Genomic DNA, 16,977 nt, shown 5'->3' on the forward strand with positions numbered 1-16,977 from the left:
CGCCGGCCGTTGCGCCCGGCGCGTTGGGGGTAGATGGTGCAGATGGTGATGCCGTCGCGGGTTTCCACGGCCTCGATGCGCACGTCGGCAGCGCCCGCTCCGCGCCGCCGCCCGATGACCTCCACCTGGTCTCCCGACGCGGTCTCGGCGGTCACGTTGCCGATGATGCCGTTGATCTCGATCTCCTGCCCGCGCGCCAGCCGGCCCGACCAGCGGAAGTCCTCCTGCCCCGCCGCCGCCGTCAATCCGAAGGCCTCGGCCTGCTGGGCCACGGGGGTGCCGCCCTCACGCGTTGCGCCGACAAAGCCCATCACGGCCGCCGCCGCGGCGACCATCGCTTCGTACCGCATCATCCGTCTCCCTGTTGTCGTGTTGGGGATTCGCGCCGCGGAACGCACCGCCGCCGCATCCGAAAGGATTGGATGCGAGGGTTAGCGAAATGGTTTGAAGCAGGAGTGCCGGGAAGGGAATGAATCCGTCGCGATGAGGATAGCCCGGCGCCGGACAGGCCCGACGCGGAGCCGCTTCGCATGGCCGTTCGGGGCATCAACAGCCCGCCCGCCGTAGCTGCCGAAGCGCCTCTGTCATCCCGATGGAGCGGCCAACGCGAACTCGCCCCCTCACCGTCGATTGCAGCGACTGAGGGATCCGCCACACACTCCGCGAGACGAACCGTGGTTCTCCTCCGGACGAGTCATTCCGTCGCCCTGGCGTCACGAGGAACAGAATGGCTCCGTGTTTCCGCGGGTCTGGAGCGTTCGCGGCTGGTGTGTGGCGGATCCCTCAGTCGCTGCGGAGTACAGCGTTCAGGCCGGTCCGGTGTGGTCGCTCCATCGGGATGACATCGCGCCGTTCCGCAGGTGCGGCGTGCACCTCGCGTCGCTATCCAACCCGCTGGTTCACCCGCAACGCGATGCGCGCCGCGACGCCCAGCGGAAGCAGGCGGCCGAACAGCGTGGCCGCACGGTTCGCGGCGCCGGGAACCACGTGCGACTTCCCCGCGTCGAACGCCTCCAGTCCCCCCGCGACCACCTGCTCGGGCGTCAGGTACCCGGGTTGGCCCTCGTACACCCGCGTGCCGGCCACCGCCTGAAACCCGCTGGGCGTGGGCCCCGGGCACAGGGCCGTCACCCGCACCCCGGCATCGCGGTTCTCCACCGCCAGCGACTCCGAGAGCGACAGCACGAAGGCCTTGGTGGCCGCGTACGCCGCCATCGAGGGCACGGGCTGAAAGGCGACGATCGAGGCCACGTTGATGATCCCTCCCACCCCGCGCCCCCTCATCTCCCCCAGGGCCAGGTGCGCCAGCTCCAGCAGCGCCGTGCAGTTCAGCGACACCATCTCCCCCTGGCGCTCCCTCGGCAGCTCGTGAAAGCGGCCGCGCAGCCCGAACCCCGCGTTGTTCACCAGCAGGTGGATGGGATGTGCGGACGAAGCCTGTTCCCACGCCCGCGCCGCGGCCCCGGGCACCGCCAGGTCCGCGGCGACCACCTGCGTGCCGATCCCGTGCTCCCGCCGCAGCGCATCCCCCAGCGCCTGCAGCCGGTCCGCCGACCGAGCGCAGAGCACCAGGTTCATCCCGCGCGCCGCCAGCGCCCGCGCGAACGCCTCACCGATGCCCATGGACGCGCCCGTGACCAGCGCCCACTGGCCGCGGTAGTCGAAGGCGCCGGCGGCGGACCGGGAACGAGCGGCGGGACGATCGGCCATGGTGCGAATCGCGGGCAAGAGAAACGAGAAAGGGCGCGGGAATCAGCTCCCGCGCCCTTTCGTCTTGCGAACTTCGCGCCCGCTACCAGCTGAGGCCGCTGTCCAGCAGGGCCAGGGCCTCGTGGGCGGTGGCGGGGCGCGAGAACAGGTACCCCTGCCCGTACTCGCAGCGCAGCGCGCGGATCTGGCTGAGCACGCCCGGGTTCTCGATCCCCTCCGTCACCACCTCTACCCCCAGCGCCTGCGCCATGGCGACGATCGTGCGCACGATCTGCAGCGGGTCGTCGCCCGCCCCCGTCACGAACGAGCGGTCGATCTTCAGCGCGTCCAGCGGCAGCCGGTGAAGGTAGCTGAGCGACGAGTACCCGGTGCCGAAATCGTCCACGTGAAGCCGCACCCCCAGCGCCTTGAGCCCGTGAAGCATGCCCATCACCGCGGCGGACTGCTGCAGGATGGCGCTTTCGGTGATCTCCAGCTCCAGCGACCCGGGCTCGATGCCCGTGCGGGCCACCACCTCGGCTACGCGCTCCACCAGGTCCGGCTGCGTGAACTGGCGCGCCGACAGGTTCACGGCCATCCGGATCCCCGCCCCGCCGGGCCGGTCCTGCAGCGTGCGCAGCGTGGTGCACGCCTGCTCCAGCACCCACAGCCCCATCGGCAGGATCAGCCCCGTTTCCTCCGCCAGCGGCACGAACTCGTCAGGCTGGATCATGCCGCGCGTGGGGTGCTCCCACCGTGCCAGCGCCTCGAACCCGGCGATGCGCCCCGTTTCCAGCTTGATGATGGGCTGGTAGTGCACGCGCAGCTCGCCGCGCTGCAGGGCGTGGCGCAGGTCCGTTTCCAGGTGCAGCCGGGCGATGGCCTCGGCGTGCATGGCCGGGTCGAACACCTGGTAGTGGCCCTCGCCCGCCTCGCGCGCGCGCACCATGGCGATGGTGGAGTCGCGCAGCACGTCTTCGGCGCGCTCGTACGAGCCGTTGCCAAGGACGATGCCGATGCTGGCGCCGCTGAACACCTCGCGCCCGCCCACGCGGAAGGGCGCGGTGAGGGTGCTGCGGATGCAGGCGGCGATGCGCGCCGGCTCGCGCACACCCCGCACGTCTTCCAGCAGCACGGCGAACTGGTCGCCGCCGACGTGGGCGATCATGCCGTCGGGGGGAACGCACTCGCGCAGGCGCTCCGCCGCGGCGCGCAGCAGCTCCTCGGCCGAGGCGCGCCCCAGGCTGTCGGCCACCAGCTGCACCCGGTCGATCTCCACCGCCAGCAGCGCGAAGTGGCCCTGCCCCATGCGCGCCAGCTCCACCGCCAGTTCCAGCCGGTGCGTGAGCAGCCCGCGGTTGGGCTGGCCGGTCACCGCGTCGTAGTACGCGCTGCGCAGCAGCTCGCGCTCCAGGTGCTTGCGGTGCGTCAGGTCTTCGCAGCACGTGACCAGCCCCAGGGCCCGTCCCGACGCGTCGCGCACCACGTCGGAGCGCAGCATCACCGGAAAGGTGCTGCCGTCCTTCCTGACGTTGATGGTTTCGCGATTCCACCCTTCCACCGTCGCCATCTTCTCGGGCGCCAGCGGGCGGGCGGCGGCAGGCGGGGCAAAGATGCGGGCGTGCTTGCCGATCAGCTCGTCGGCCTCGTAGCCGTGCATCCGCGCATCGGCGGGGTTGATGTAGAGAATGCGCCCGTTGACGTCGGTAACGGTGACGCCCAGCGTCATCGTTTCCACCGCCTTCTTGAGCATGCGCAGGTTCACGCCCCGCTTGGAGGCGCTGCGCGCGGCGATGGCCAGCGCTTCCTGCACGCCCGGCGCCTCCTCGCGGCGCGACACCAGGTGCGAGGCCAGGCCGGCCAGCGACGAAAGCAGCTCCACCTCCTCGTCCGTCCACACCCGCGGGCGCGAATCGGCCACGCACAGCACGCCCGCCACGCGGCCGTCCGCCCGGTACAAGGGGAAGCCGGCGTACCCCACCTCGCCCAGCCACAGCGTGGGGTCGGCCAGCACCTCGGGGTGCTGGCGGGCATCGCGCACCAGCAGGGGCTCGCCCGACTCCGCGGCCAACCGGCAGAGCGTGCGCGGCAGCGCAGCCTCGCGGCGGGGCCGCCACCCTTCGCCCGCCTCGCCGGCGGCGTACGGTCCGTCCCCGTCGACCATCGAGATGACCGACACGGGGGCAGACACCAGGCGCACGGCGAGAGAGGCCAGGCGTTGAAAGCCTGCCCCGGCACTGCCCCCACGCTCCTCGAGCGTCGCGAGGGGGGAGCCGCCGTACGCGTTCAGCAGCATCACGGGCAACCTGCTTCAGGAATTGGGATCAGTCTCGCCTCGCCAAAGAGCAAGGGCCGTGCGAGCGCGTCGGCAGTCTGGTTGGGTAAGATACTCGGGGAGGATGACGATGGATGATAACCGCGCGTCACTTCATCCGGTAGGCCTTTCGCAAAAAGCGTCCGCCCGGGAATTCCCAGGGCGGACGCCATGTTTTTCCCTCCGATGACGCAACCTATTGGCGGCACGGAGCATTGGGGTCCTGGCGCGGCCCGTTCACCGTGGGCCGGCGGTCGCGGTTGGCCACCTCCAGCGCAATGTCGTGCACGAAGCCCGCGACTCGTGCAGAATGCTCGTAGTCGATGTACTGCGCCTCGTCCGTGAGCATGTGGTAGTGCGGGTGGTACCCCAGCGACAGGTAGGTGATGGGGATGCCGTGCCGCGCGTACATGAAGTGGTCGCTCCGGCAGTAGCGGTTGGCGGGGTGCCCGGGCGCGTCCCACGTGTAGTCGATCTGCATGGGCGTGGCGCGGCGCGCGTTCAGCGCGTCGATCAGGTCGCCCAGCTCGGTGGAAAGCCGGCGCGACCCGATCATCTGGATGGAGTACGGCCCGCCCCGGGCCACCTCCGACGCGCGCCCGTGCCCCACCATGTCCATGTTCAGCACCGTGACGATGGAGTCGCGCGGCACCGTGGGATGGTCGGAGAACCACTCCGACCCCAGCAGCCCCGCCTCTTCGGCGGTGTGCGAAAGGAAGATCACCGACCGGCGCGGACGGTTGGGCGAGGACGCCATCCGCTCGGCGATCTCCAGCAGCGCCACCGTGCCGCTGCCGTCGTCGTCCGCACCGTTGTAGATGCTGTCGCGCCGCGCGGGACGAAGGGCCCGCAGGCTGTCGAGCATCCCCTGGATGCGCTCGCGCTGCGCCGCGGACGGGGCGCCGGGGCGGTCGTTCGCGCCCTGGGGCCGCATCACGGTGTTGAAGGCGATCAGCGAGTCGTGGTCCAGCGCCTGGTCGGCGATCCCCTCGTGGTCGTTGTGCGCGCTGATCCCCACGTACTGGGCGCGCAGCGTCGGATCGGTGCCGCGCAGGATGGCGACCACGTTGCGGGCGGGCGCGTCAGGCCGCCGCGAGCCGAAGCGGAAGGAGCCGGTGACGGTGCGGCCCTGCGTGCCGGGGCGCATTCCCGCCAGCGGCGCGCCCATCATCCGCTCCGCGGCGGCGCGGGTGATGGTCATCCCCGCCGGCCCGGTGGGCGCCTGCGCGCCGGGCTCCTCCAGCTCGGCCGACTCGCCCTGCCCAAGGGTGAGCACGGCGGGCACGGTGATGTCGCTGGCGGCCACCGCCACGGCGGCGGCGCGGGGAAAGCGGGTGCGCGGGTAGCCGGGCCACCAGCGGCCGTTCGGCTGGCCGTTGTCGCCCGTGGGGGGCAGCAGCACCACCACCTTGCCGGCGGCCTGCGCGTCGGTGATCATCTCGCCCCCCAACTGCCCGCCGAAGACCACGGGCGTGTTCTGCGCGCGGAACTCCGCGCCGAAGGGAAAGGTGTTGCCCAGCGGGGGCAGGGGCGAAAAGTCGGTCCACGGCGTCAGCGCCTGGCCGGCGGCGGAGAGCGACACCCCGGGCGCGATGCCCTTGACGACGAGCGGGATCGTCTGGAAGAAGGTGCCGTTCTCACCGCCCGGCTCCAGCCCCATGCGGCGGAACTCGGCCGCGATGTAGTCCGTGCCCATCACGTTGCCGCGGTGCCCCGCCTGGCGCCCCATCATGGAGTCGTCGGCCAGCACGTACAGGCGGCTCATCAGGTCGCCGGGGGTGATCTCGGGAACCGTGGGCCGCGCCTGGTACTTCAGCGGCAGCTGCACGTCCTGCCGCGCCGGTGCCGCGGCAGGGGCCGGTGCCTGCGCGGGGGGCGGGCCCTCCTGCACGGGCGCGGGGGGCGCGCACGCAGCGGCCAGCACCGCCAGGGCGGGCAGGCCGCGGGCGAGAATGCGGTAAACGGTCACACCAGGCTCCTTGCGTCGGTCGTCGATAATCGTGAGCTCCCCGCGAAGATACAGCCAGCCCCATGCGCGGCAAGCGCGGGGCCGCCTGGATCGGTCATCAGAATGCGCAGACTCGCGCGCAGCCGCTCCCGTCACCCGCACTCTTGCCATCCACGCTCCCAATCCCGCCACGCGGTGCAATATTGCAATGAGTGCGAGAACGACGCTTTAAGCCACACAACCAGCGTGACCTCCACCACTCGCATTCTTTCCCGCCACGGCCGGCACTCCACAGCCCACCTGTGGCGCAATGGCTGCGAAGGAAAGCGGCCATGTAAAATCGTTGCCATGACGCACAAGATCGCGGATGTTGGGCGGCCCGGCCACGACCGCTGCCCCGCCCGACGATGCCGACCTCCGAGTTCCGCGAAGCCCAGGAACGATACGCACGAATCCGCCGCAGCGCATGCGACGCGGTGCAGCACTTGATCGCAATGCAATGGTCTCTCCCCGCAGCTGTCCAACTCGCCGACATCGACGGGTACGCACTCGAAACCCGCCGGCGCACCTGGACGTTTCCGCATTGGTCCGGCTCTGGGGGGTGGAACTGGGACGCCCTGGTGCGTCCGGTGCTCCGGCGGCCTTCAGGCTTTCCGTTAGCGGTATGGAGCGGAGATCAGTTGTTGGGTTTAGCCATCGGCCGGGCGTCCAAGCGGCGTGCATCGGGCAGGCATCACACGCTGTCGATTCACTATGTGGAGACGCATCCAGATCCGTTTCACCCGCTACGAAGCCACATCCTAAGTATCGTCTTCGAAGCTGCGGAGCAGTATGGGGATGCCCTGGGTGCGGAGCGCCTGCGCCTCGTGGCACCGATACCCGCACTGATGCCACTGTATCTCGGTACACGCTTCGGGATTGCCGGACGCTATGGACATGCGCTATACTTGGAGAGGGCGATCACTAGCCGCGCACCTGAGGACCGGAATCATCCATGACCAAGCCCAACGATCTGGAAAACGGCCCGCCGCGCATTCCGAGCCGCACCAGGCCACGGCAGCCGTGGGAAGAGGAGATCTACCAACGTGCGCTCGCACGCCCGGGGTTCTGGGAGTCGCTCAGCCCCGAAGTCCAGGCGGAGTGGGAGGCGTTCGACTGGCCCTCAGCGCTCGTGGGCCCGCCGCCGCCGCCGCCCATGAAGCGACGGCCGCGGCGGCGGGGCGAGCCTCCTCGCGAGGGGTGAGCGGAAGAGGCCCCGCCGGGTGTGGCGGGGCCTAGTCGCGTAGAGGGCCGCGGGCGCCGCGCCGCGTTTGCGTTCGCCCGGCGCAAGCCGCATCTTGCCGCCGGCCACGGCCCCTCACGCAACCCGCACCAACGCTGGAACGATGACGGATACGAGCACTTCGGGCTTTCGCACCGAGCGCGACTCGCTGGGCGAGATGCAGGTTCCCGCCGACGCCCTGTACGGCGCCCAGACGCAGCGCGCGGTGGAGAACTTTCCCATCAGCAACCTGCGTTTTCCGCGGCGCTTCATCCATGCGCTGGGCACCATCAAGAAGGCCGCCGCGCAGGCCAACGCCCAGATGCAGCTTCTGGACGGCACCCTCGCCGACGCCATCGCGCGCGCGGCCGACGAGGTGATCGCCGGCCACCTGGACGCGCAGTTCGTGCTGGACATCTTCCAGACGGGAAGCGGCACCAGCAGCAACATGAACGCGAACGAGGTGATCGCCACCCGCGCCACGCAGCTGCTGGACGGCGGCACCCGCGTGCACCCCAACGACCACGTCAACATGGGGCAAAGCTCCAACGACGTGATCCCCACGGCCATGCACGTCAGCGCCCGCGTGGCCATCCACCAGGACCTGGTGCCCTCGCTGGAGCGGCTGCGCGACGCGCTGCTGGCCAAGGCCGCCGAGTTCGACGACGTGGTGAAGAGCGGCCGCACCCACCTGATGGACGCCACCCCCGTGCGGCTGGGGCAGGAGTTCGGCGGCTACGCCAGCCAGGTGGACCACGGCATCCGCCGGCTGCGGAACGCCGCCGAGGAGCTCGCCGAGCTGGCGCTGGGCGGCACGGCCGTGGGCACCGGGACCAACGCCGTGCCGGGCTTCCCCGCCCTGGCCATCGAAAAGATCAGCGAGAGCACGGGGCTGCAGTTCCGCGAGGCCGAGAACCACTTCGAGGCGCAGGGCGCCAAGGACGCCTACGTGTCGGCGTCGGGCGCGCTGAACACGCTGGCCGTGTCGCTGATGAAGATCGCCAACGACATCCGCTGGCTGGCGAGCGGCCCCACCTCGGGGCTGGCCGAGATCGGGCTTCCCGCCATCCAGCCGGGCTCCAGCATCATGCCGGGAAAGGTGAACCCGGTGATGAGCGAGGCCATGATGATGCTGTGCGCGCAGGTGATGGGGAACCACGTGGCGATCACCGTGGGCGGCCAGCACGGCAACTTCGAGCTGAACGTGATGATGCCGGTGATGGCGCACAACTTCCTCGAGTCGGTTTCCATCCTGGCAAAGGGCTGCGACGCCTTCCGCACGAACGCGGTGGAGGGGATCACCGCCAACCGCGAGCGCTGCCGCGAGCTCCTGGAGCGCAACCCGAGCATCGCCACGGCGCTCAACGCCTACATCGGCTACGACGAGGCCGCGGCGGTCGCCAAGGAGTCGGCCAGGAACTTCGAGTCCGTCCGCGACGTGGTGAAGCGCCGGGGCCTGCTGTCCGACGAGCAGCTGGACACGGTGCTGAACGTGCGCGACATGACGGAGCCGGGCATCCCCGGCGGCGGCGCGGTCGCCGGCGGCGGCTGACCGGGGGAACGGAGGGTTGGGGGCGCTCCGGAGAGTGCCCTTATCCGCCGCTTAAAGCGCGGTATCGGGAACCAGTTCGGCAGCATGGGGTACGGAGGATGAAACCCGCTACCATGGAACGAGCTTCGTGCGAGGACCCCACCGGCAGGCCATCGGATCCACGACCGATGCCAGGCAGGTGATCGACGACGTGCGGCACTTCTCTCCGGAACTGGCTGCGCGGCTCGGGATCGCATCACCCCGTTCGATCGCGGTACGCACCGGCGTGTTCCGGTGATTCGCCGCGTTCGATCCACCCCCTGTTTTCCAGACGCATTTTCGCCGCACACAGCGCCGCTGGCCGGGTGCGGCCAGACAGGCTCATGAGCACACACGACCCGAGTCCCTACGTTCTTCCCTGCGGGCACACCGTTCGCGACGCCGCGCAGACGCATTACTGCACCTACCTGCACCTGCCGCAGCTGCTGTCGCTGCAGCCGGGCCCGGACAAGGTGCGGCACCCCGAGGAGCACCTGTTCGTGGTGACGCACCAGGCGTTCGAGCTGTGGTTCACCCAGCTTCGCGTGGACCTGCCCCGCATCATCCAGGCGCTGGACGCCGACGACCTGGCGATGGGGGCGTGGCTGGCCCAGCGGTGCACCCGGGTGGTGCGGATGTTCTCGCCGATGATGCGCATGCTGGAAACCATGACGCTGGGCGGCTTTTACGCATTCCGCAACCACCTGGTGCCGGCGAGCGGCGGCGAGAGCGGGCAGTGGCCCGAGATCGAGGTCCTGTCCGGCGCCCGCGAGCCCGAGTTCCGGCGCTACCTGCAATCGGAGATCAGTCCCGACCCCTCATCCGTCCCGCATACGTACCTGTGGACGGACCGCCTCGCCGAACTGTGGGACCAGCCTTCGGTGGCCTCCGCGGCCGAGGCGGCGTTCGCGCGCCGGGGCGTAACGCCGGCGCAGGCGTACGAGGCGTCGCACCTGGGCGGCGGGCACGGCGACCTGACCGCACTGGCCGAGGCGCTGCTGGATTACGACGAGGAGGTGCGCATCTGGCGCTTCATGCATGCGCGCACCGCGGAGCGCACGGTGGGTCGTGAAACGCCGGGGACCGCCAACACATCCGGCGTGCGTTTCCTGGAGCGGATGGCGACGCACCGGCAGTCGTTCTTTCCCTTCCTGTGGGACGCCCGCACCGAGTTGTGGCAGCGCATGCAGGGCGGCGCACCCGCGCGCCCCCGACTCCCGGCATCTGCCGAATACCTCGGTATCGAATCGGTTGACCCGGCGGATCGAGCGGTGTAGCCGCGGCGGATCGCCATCGTGCGATGGATGCCGAATGACCGATCGCCATCGAACGAACCGCCTGATTCACGTCCCTGGACCGGCCGCCTCCTCACGGGGCGGCCGGTCGTCTTCATATCCGCATCGAAAGTTACGCCTGGAAGCCTGAAACCCCGCGGGCGGCACGGGGTATCCCGTTGCGCCGGTCCCGGTTGGGGCCGGCGCACCCTCGTGATCGCCGCCGCATGCGCAACCCGTTCATCCTCCCCCTCCTGCTGGGCCTCGCCGGCTGCACCACCAACATGCGGAACATCGAGGGGCCGCGGGCGAACGCCATCCCCACGGCGTACCCGTGGAACAGCATGATCTACGCGGCGCGGACGGACGCGGGCGTGGTGCTGGTGGACCTGGGATGGCAGAACGCGGAGGATGCGCTGGTGCGGGGGCTGGCGCAGATCGGCGCGCGGCCCGAGGACGTGACCGACGTCTTCCTCACCCACAGCCACCGCGACCACATCGCCGCGTGGCCGCTGGTGCGGCACGCGCGCTTTCACGTGGGCGCCGGCGAGGACGCACTGTTCTCGGGACGGGCCGGCCACGCCGATTCGCCCTCGCGGCTGGCGGAAATCGGCATCGGCAACCCGGCTCCGTGGCCCGGCGAGGTGAACGTCCGGGCGTTCGGGCGCGACACGATGTTCGTGCTGGGGGCCGACACCGTGCGCGCCTTCGTGGTTCCGGGCCACACGGCGGGAAGCGCGGCGTACCTGTTCCGCGGCGTGCTCTTCGCGGGCGACGCCGTGAACCGCTCGTACTTTACCGGCTTCCGCCCCGGCTTTCCCATCTTTCACGACGACGAGCACCTGAACCGGGCCAGCCTGGCGGAGCTGTTCGAGCGGGTGAAGCCGTACGACGTGCAGTGGGTGTGCACCGCGCACGGCAAATGCGCCCGCCCCGACGAGCGGTTCATGGCCAAGGTCCTGGGGCGGAAGTGAAAGGATCACGCGGAGGCGCGGAGGAACCGAAGAGCCGCGGAGGGATTTCACGCCCTCCGCGGCTCTCGCTTTTTCTCCGCGGCTCCGCGTGAATGCCCTCTAGCCCGTCGTGCCGCCGGCGAGATAGGCGCGCGTCGCCGCATGCAGCACGTCGACCGCCACGGGCATGCAGCTTTCGCACAGGTCGAAGCGGGGCGAGTGGTGGGGATGCAGGATGCCGCGCTCCTCGTTGCGCCCGCCGACGAAGAAGTAGCACCCCGGCACGCGCGCCAGCACCTCGCCAAAGTCCTCCGCCGCCATCGTACGCACGTCGGGATCGGTGCGCACCCGCTCTTCGCCCACGATGCGGACCGCTTCACGCCTGACGATCTCCGCCATCGGCGCGTCGTTGACGGTGGGGGGCGCCTCGGGCCGGTAGTGGAACTCGTACGACGCGCCCATCGCGGCGCACACGCCGGAGATCACCCGCTCCACGCGGTCCGGCAGTTCCTTCGTCACGGCGGGGTTGAAGGCGCGCACGGTGCCCTTGAGCGTCGCGGTCTCGGCGATCACGTTGTGGGCGGACCCCGCGTGAAAGGCCGCGACGGTCACCACGGCCGCCTCCAGCGGGGAGACGTTTCGCGACACCACCGACTGGAGCGCGACCACGCAGTGGCTGGCGATCAGCACGGCGTCGACCGTTTCGTGCGGGATGGCGCCGTGGCCGCCCTTGCCGCGGATGACCACCTCGAACTCGCCCGCGCCCGCCATCTGCGGCCCGCCCACCACGCCCACCACGCCGCTGGGAAGCCCCAGCCAAACGTGAAGCCCCAGGGCTGCATCCACACCTTCGAGCACGCCGGCCTCGATCATCCCCAGCGCGCCGCCCAGCCCCTCCTCGGCGGGCTGGAACATGTACTTCACCGTGCCGCCCCACTCCGCGCGCGACCGCCCCAGCCGCTCGGCGACGGCCAGCCCCACCGCCACGTGCGCGTCGTGTCCGCAGGCGTGCATCACCCCCGCGTGGGTGGAGGTGAAGTCGTGGGCGCACTCCTCGGCGATGGGGAGCGCGTCCATGTCTGCCCGCAGCAGCAGCGTAGGGCCGGTGCCCGCGCCCCCGTGCAGGGTGCCGACCACACCCGTCTCCGCGATCCCCGTCTGCACCTGGTATCCCGCCGCCCGCAGGCGCTCGGCGACGATCCCGGCCGTGCGGAACTCCTGGAAGCCCAGCTCCGGGTGCCGGTGCAGGTCGCGGCGCGTTTCCACCAGCAGCTCGGTCTCGGTCGCCGTCACGGTCTCCATCTCCACGTCGTCATCTTCGTCTCCCTCCAGCATCGCCCGCCTCGGCCACCGCGGCCGCGAGGGGACAGGATAGCGCGCAGCGCCGAGGGCCGGCAATCGGCCCGGCCGATGGCGGCCCGGGCACCGGGGCGAACAGAACGCCTCATCCACGGTACAGAGGGCAACGAGGTGCTGCCCCCCTGACCCGGTTTTTGCATGGGGTGGGGAGAACGGCAAGCCCGCATACTCAGGTTCGGCAACTCATGACGCTTTCGACCGTGCTCCTCGTGGAGGACAACGAGGACAATCGCACCATATACACTACCATCCTCCGCCACGTCGGGCACGACGTCATCGAGGCGTCCAACGGTGAAGACGGCATTCGCCTGGCGCTCGAGCGGCAGCCCAACGTGATCCTGATGGACGTGGCGATGCCGGGAATCGACGGGTGGGAAGCCACCCGCCGGCTGAAGGGAGATCCGCAGACGGCGCGCATTCCCGTGATCGCGCTCACCGCGCACGCCATGGCCGAAGACCGCCAGCGCGCGGTGGATGCCGGCTGCGAAGGCTATCTCGCGAAACCAATCGAGCCGCGGCGGGTGGTCGAAGAAGTGGCCCGCATGCTGGCCCGCATCGCCGCCGCCGAGTAGACGCGACGCCACCCGCCATCGATCGAACAACTGCAGCCCTCCTCGCTCTCGCGGGGAGGGCTGCTCGCCGTCAGGTCCTCACGTCCGGCACCAGCCGACACACTCTGCACTTTCGCACTCCCCCTCGACGCGATACCCTGCACCCTCCCGATCCCCGGACCGCAACAAGAGAAAGAGAGAACGCGGATGGAGGTGTTCACCCAGCCATGGTGCACGGCGTGCTGCGAGCAGCTGAACGCCCGCGAGGCGTACCGGCAAGCCGCCGCGGAGTGGGAGGGCTCGGTAGTGCTGCTGATGACGGCCGATCCCGCGCAGGGCATCGACACCGACCGCGCCGTGTTCATGGACCTGCACCACGGTGCCTGCCTCGGCAGCCGGATGGCGACCGACGCGGACCTCGCCTCCGCCACCTACGTCTTCCAGGCGGGCCCCGCGGCGTGGAAGCGCCTGCTGTCGGGCGCGGACCCGGTCGCCACCGCCATGACCGGCGCGCTGAAGCTGGCCCGCGGCAACCTCTTCGCCCTGGCCCGGTACGCCGCCGCCGCCCGCGAGATGGTGGCCGCCGCCGGAGAAGCGGGTGGCACCTTTCCCCCGCCCCGCGGCTGACGCCCGCTTCACGCGCGATGAGCCTGAACCGTCGAGACCTGTTCCGCCTGCCCCTGGCGCGCCTGTCCGCCGCCGTCGCCGACGAGCCCCTGCAGCGGCCGCGCCCGGCGCCGGGGTCCGAGCCGGGGCTGCTGATGTCGCACCCCGAGGCCGCGCCGCCCCGGGTGAGGGTGATCGCCTACGGCCCGCTGGAGATCACCGAGTGCGAGGTGACCGACCTGGCGCTGCTGGAAACGATGGCGGGACGGTGGCCCGTGCTGTGGGTGAACGTGGACGGCGTGGCGCACGCGCCGACCCTGCAGCGCATCGGCGACATCTTCGGCCTTCACCGGCTGGCGCTGGAAGACCTGGGCGAGCAGGCGCAGCGCTCCAAGGCCGAGGCGTACGACGACCACCTGTTCGTCATCACGCGGATGGCCCGGCTGACCCCGGCGCTGGACCTGGAGCAGATCGCCCTGTTCCTGGGCGCCGACTTCGTGCTCACCTTCCAGGAGCGGCCCGGCGACGTGCTGGACCCGCTCCGCCAGCGCATCCGCAACGGCCACGGGCGGCTGCGGCGCGCCGGGGCAGACTACCTGGCGTACGCGGTGATCGACTCCATCGTGGATCACTACTTTCCCGTCACCGAAAGCTACGCCGACCGCCTGGACGACATCGAAGACGAGGTGCTGGGCCGGCCCACGCGCGACACCATGAACCGGCTGCACGGGGTGAAGCGCGAGATGATGGCGCTGCGGCGCGCCGTCTGGCCCATGCGCGATGCGCTGAGCACGCTGGCGCGCGACCCGTCGCCCGTGATTTCCACCGAAACGCAGGTGTACTTTCGCGACACCCACGACCACGTCATCCAGATCCTGGACCTGGTGGAAACCTACCGCGACCTGGGGGCCTCGCTGACCGACCTGTACCTCTCGGCTGTGAGCAACCGCATGAACGAGATCATGAAGGTGCTCACCATCTTCGCGGCCGTGTTCATTCCGCTGGGGTTCATCACCGGCATCTACGGGATGGACGTGGAGCACCCCCGGGCGTGGTGGTGGGGGCTGCCCTTCGTCTTCGGGCTGATGGCGGGCACCGCCCTCGTCGTGCTGCTGTGGTTCGCCCGCAAGGGATGGCTGGCCCGGAACGAACCCTGAGTTCACGCACACGATGAACGAAGCCCCTCCTCCCGACCGGGGAGAAGGGGCTTCGTGCATCCTGGCAGGCGCCGCGCGCGAAATTGCAAGTTTCTCGAGTCGGGCCATATTCGCGCGTTTCCTCCCGCGTCTGCCCCGCTCCTTTGGTAACCTGTCGTGCTGCAGCGACTTACGACTCCGGACGTAAGCCGCACCGTAGTGGTGCACCGCCCCCGATCTGTCTGAAAACAATCGATTTATGGCGCGTGGAGGGCTTTCCGGGGGGAGCTCGGCGTCTACCTTCCGGGCGAGCTGGCGTCCGGTTCGCTCATCCCACCGTTCCAGAGGCACAGTCCAATGATGATCCGCACCGTGATTGCGGCCCTGCCGCTCGTTCTCGTGCTTTCCGGCTGCAGCAGTTCCGCGACCGCGCCGGAGGCCACGCGCAGAGCTTCCTACTCCTCGGTCGCCCCCGACACTATCGACACCGACACCACCACGGCCACCGTCGCCAGCGACACCACGTCCCTCACGGGCGGACCGATGGGCTCGGGGAGCTAAGCGGCTACCCCGCTGCCGTGGGCCGGGGCCGCCAGCGCATCCACGAACCGCTCGGCCAGGCTCGAAACGGGGGCTGCCGGGGCGGCACGCTCATCGAGCGCCGCGTGCCGCTGGATGGACTCCAGCGCAGCCTCGGCCATGATCAGGATCTTCCCTTCACTGCGCTCCCGGGCAGCTTCCACCGTCGCCTGAGCGAATCGCAGGGCTGCCGGCCAGTCGCCGAGGCTGGCAGCTCCGTACGCCAGGCCGAGCAGCGCCCGCGGCGCTGAATCCGCTCCGGCTCCCGTCTGCAGGAGGGCGTCCAGGCGCTCGGCCGCCCACCCGAAGGTGGCGCGGTCTCCCGCGCCACCCGCAGACCGGGCGATCATGCTGAGCACCAGGGCTCGCTCGCCCGCTCCATCGAAATGCGGCCACAGCGCCTGCGCCACGCGGAGTGCGTCCGCGAAGCGCCCGAGCAGGATCCAGTGGTACGCAAGGTCGAACGCGAGCCGGGCGACGGCTCCGGAATTGGCGCCGAAGGCGGTCAGCGCCTTTTCCGCGAGCACTTCGCATTCCGGGCCCGCGCCCGTTTCCAGCTCGGTGATGAAAAGGTCGTGGTACGCCGTCCCCTGCAGATCGGCGTGTCCATGCCGGGCGGCAGCCTTCAGGCAGCGCAGAAAGGCCCGCTTGGCGGCCGGCAGGTTTCCGCGCTGGAAGTACAGCGTCCCCAGCCCTGCATACGCCCGGGCGTACACCCGGTGCTCCCCGGCGCGGCGCGCCTGGACGATCCCACGGACGTACCAGCTTTCCGCGCGGTCGTACTCCGCACGGCGGCGCGCCAGGCGGCCGACGGCGTAGGCCAGCGCGGCGCTCTCGGGGGCCACCAGCGCCGCGGCCTGCATGAACTCCAGCGCGGTGGCCAGGTGCCCCTGCTGCTCGGCCCACAGCGCCAGGCGCCGGCAGGCGTTCACCAGCAGGCGCTCGGGGATGGCGGCGGGGCTTTCCAGCAGGCGCGCCATCACCGCCAGGGGAGCCGCCAGTTCCGGGTCGACGGAAAGCGCGTCCAGCTGCCGGGTCCGCCGTTCCGCGGCGGTGCCGGTGAACAGCCCGGATCGCCGGGCCGGCGGCGTCGACGCCCAGAGCACCACGTCGCGTGCGCAGCGCCACAGCAGCACGCCCAGGTCGCCGCCCACCTCCTCGACGATGCCCAGCGCGGGCATGGCCTCGGGCCCGCGGGTGAGCGCGGGCGGAACTCGCGTGCGGCGCTTGGCGGCGGGCGCTGCCGGGCGGGTCGACGGCATGGGCATGGTGGGTCGCAAATGGCGGGAACGCGATTTCGGCCGGAAACGTCTACTTTGTGAAGTTCATACCGATCGCCCTCTCACGCAAGCCCCACGAGGCACGGGGCCGGGATGCAAACGACGGAGCCGCGGAGGAATCGATTCCCCCGCGGCGCGGCTCGTCTTTAGCCTCTCAAGGCGAACTACGGATTCGACGCCTCGAGCCCGATGTTCCACATGCCTTCGTGCTGGGCCCGCGAGATGGGGATCCGCAGTTCCGGCTCGTCGGCGATCCGCACCCGCAGGAAGCGGTAGCGCGTGGGGACGGTAATGGCGTAGTCCGCGCGCGACGACGAGGCGTTGCGCACGCGCAGCCCGTCGGGCCTGGGCTCCAGCGACTCGGAGCCTCGCCCGGCGACCACCTGCGCCACGGCCTGGTCCGTATCGCGGAAGGTGAAGATGATGCCGCCCGCCCGCTGCCGCGACCGCACCTGCA

General features: G+C 70.5%; 15 protein-coding genes. 8 read left to right on the forward strand and 7 right to left on the reverse strand.

What is annotated here, in order from left to right; translation table 11 throughout:
- From VIB55_RS12215 to VIB55_RS12230, 4 genes are all read right to left on the reverse strand, one after another.
- Positions 1-353 (reverse strand): hypothetical protein (locus VIB55_RS12215; protein ID WP_331876924.1); only part of this gene is annotated, 353 nt, incomplete at its 3' end.
- Between the two features lie 529 nt (positions 354-882).
- Entirely contained in the window at positions 883-1,710 is an 828-nt protein-coding gene (locus VIB55_RS12220; RefSeq protein WP_331876925.1) for an SDR family oxidoreductase, read from the reverse strand.
- 82 nt (positions 1,711-1,792) lie between these two features.
- Positions 1,793-3,985: a putative bifunctional diguanylate cyclase/phosphodiesterase gene (locus VIB55_RS12225; RefSeq protein WP_331876938.1), complete on the reverse strand. Its 2,193-nt coding sequence runs from the start codon at positions 3,983-3,985 to the stop codon at positions 1,793-1,795.
- Between the two features lie 214 nt (positions 3,986-4,199).
- Positions 4,200-5,972 (reverse strand): M28 family metallopeptidase, encoded by a 1,773-nt coding sequence (locus VIB55_RS12230; protein ID WP_331876926.1) that lies wholly within the window; start codon positions 5,970-5,972, stop codon positions 4,200-4,202.
- 973 nt (positions 5,973-6,945) lie between these two features.
- Between VIB55_RS12230 and VIB55_RS12235 the strand changes: the two genes are divergently transcribed.
- The 4 genes from VIB55_RS12235 to VIB55_RS12250 all read left to right on the forward strand — a co-directional run bounded on the left by VIB55_RS12235 (position 6,946) and on the right by VIB55_RS12250 (position 11,030).
- On the forward strand, positions 6,946-7,194 hold the full coding sequence (locus VIB55_RS12235) for a hypothetical protein (protein WP_331876927.1): 249 nt from the start codon (positions 6,946-6,948) through the stop codon (positions 7,192-7,194).
- A 142-nt stretch (positions 7,195-7,336) separates the two neighbouring features.
- Positions 7,337-8,764 carry a class II fumarate hydratase gene (locus VIB55_RS12240; protein WP_331876928.1) on the forward strand — a complete coding sequence of 476 codons (1,428 nt, stop codon included), beginning with the start codon at positions 7,337-7,339 and terminating at the stop codon, positions 8,762-8,764.
- 362 nt (positions 8,765-9,126) lie between these two features.
- Positions 9,127-10,059, forward strand: coding sequence for a tryptophan 2,3-dioxygenase family protein (locus VIB55_RS12245; RefSeq protein ID WP_331876929.1), 933 nt, complete (start codon positions 9,127-9,129; stop codon positions 10,057-10,059).
- 224 nt (positions 10,060-10,283) lie between these two features.
- On the forward strand, positions 10,284-11,030 hold the full coding sequence (locus VIB55_RS12250; protein WP_331876930.1) for an MBL fold metallo-hydrolase: 747 nt from the start codon (positions 10,284-10,286) through the stop codon (positions 11,028-11,030).
- Between the two features lie 99 nt (positions 11,031-11,129).
- Here VIB55_RS12250 and VIB55_RS12255 read toward each other — a convergent pair whose 3' ends face one another.
- Entirely contained in the window at positions 11,130-12,344 is a 1,215-nt protein-coding gene (locus VIB55_RS12255; RefSeq protein ID WP_331876931.1) for an amidohydrolase, read from the reverse strand.
- A 209-nt stretch (positions 12,345-12,553) separates the two neighbouring features.
- Here VIB55_RS12255 and VIB55_RS12260 point away from each other — a divergent pair, with 209 nt between their 5' ends.
- From VIB55_RS12260 to VIB55_RS12275, 4 genes are all read left to right on the forward strand, one after another.
- Positions 12,554-12,940 carry a response regulator gene (locus tag VIB55_RS12260; protein ID WP_331026177.1) on the forward strand — a complete coding sequence of 129 codons (387 nt, stop codon included), beginning with the start codon at positions 12,554-12,556 and terminating at the stop codon, positions 12,938-12,940.
- 186 nt (positions 12,941-13,126) lie between these two features.
- Positions 13,127-13,546 carry a hypothetical protein gene (locus tag VIB55_RS12265; RefSeq protein WP_331876932.1) on the forward strand — a complete coding sequence of 140 codons (420 nt, stop codon included), beginning with the start codon at positions 13,127-13,129 and terminating at the stop codon, positions 13,544-13,546.
- A 17-nt stretch (positions 13,547-13,563) separates the two neighbouring features.
- Positions 13,564-14,682, forward strand: coding sequence for a magnesium/cobalt transporter CorA (gene corA, locus VIB55_RS12270; RefSeq protein WP_331876933.1), 1,119 nt, complete (start codon positions 13,564-13,566; stop codon positions 14,680-14,682).
- Between the two features lie 336 nt (positions 14,683-15,018).
- On the forward strand, positions 15,019-15,222 hold the full coding sequence (locus VIB55_RS12275; protein ID WP_331876935.1) for a hypothetical protein: 204 nt from the start codon (positions 15,019-15,021) through the stop codon (positions 15,220-15,222).
- On the opposite strand, the gene VIB55_RS12280 is transcribed toward VIB55_RS12275, so the two are convergent.
- Positions 15,219-16,502, reverse strand: coding sequence for a tetratricopeptide repeat protein (locus VIB55_RS12280; RefSeq protein ID WP_331876936.1), 1,284 nt, complete (start codon positions 16,500-16,502; stop codon positions 15,219-15,221). The two genes, VIB55_RS12275 and VIB55_RS12280, sit on opposite strands and share 4 nt — an antisense overlap.
- 182 nt (positions 16,503-16,684) lie before the next feature.
- Positions 16,685-16,977: hypothetical protein (locus tag VIB55_RS12285; protein WP_331876937.1), on the reverse strand; the 293-nt coding region annotated here is incomplete at its 5' end.

Origin of the sequence: Longimicrobium sp. (assembly GCF_036554565.1) — a bacterium.
Lineage (GTDB): Bacteria > Gemmatimonadota > Gemmatimonadetes > Longimicrobiales > Longimicrobiaceae > Longimicrobium.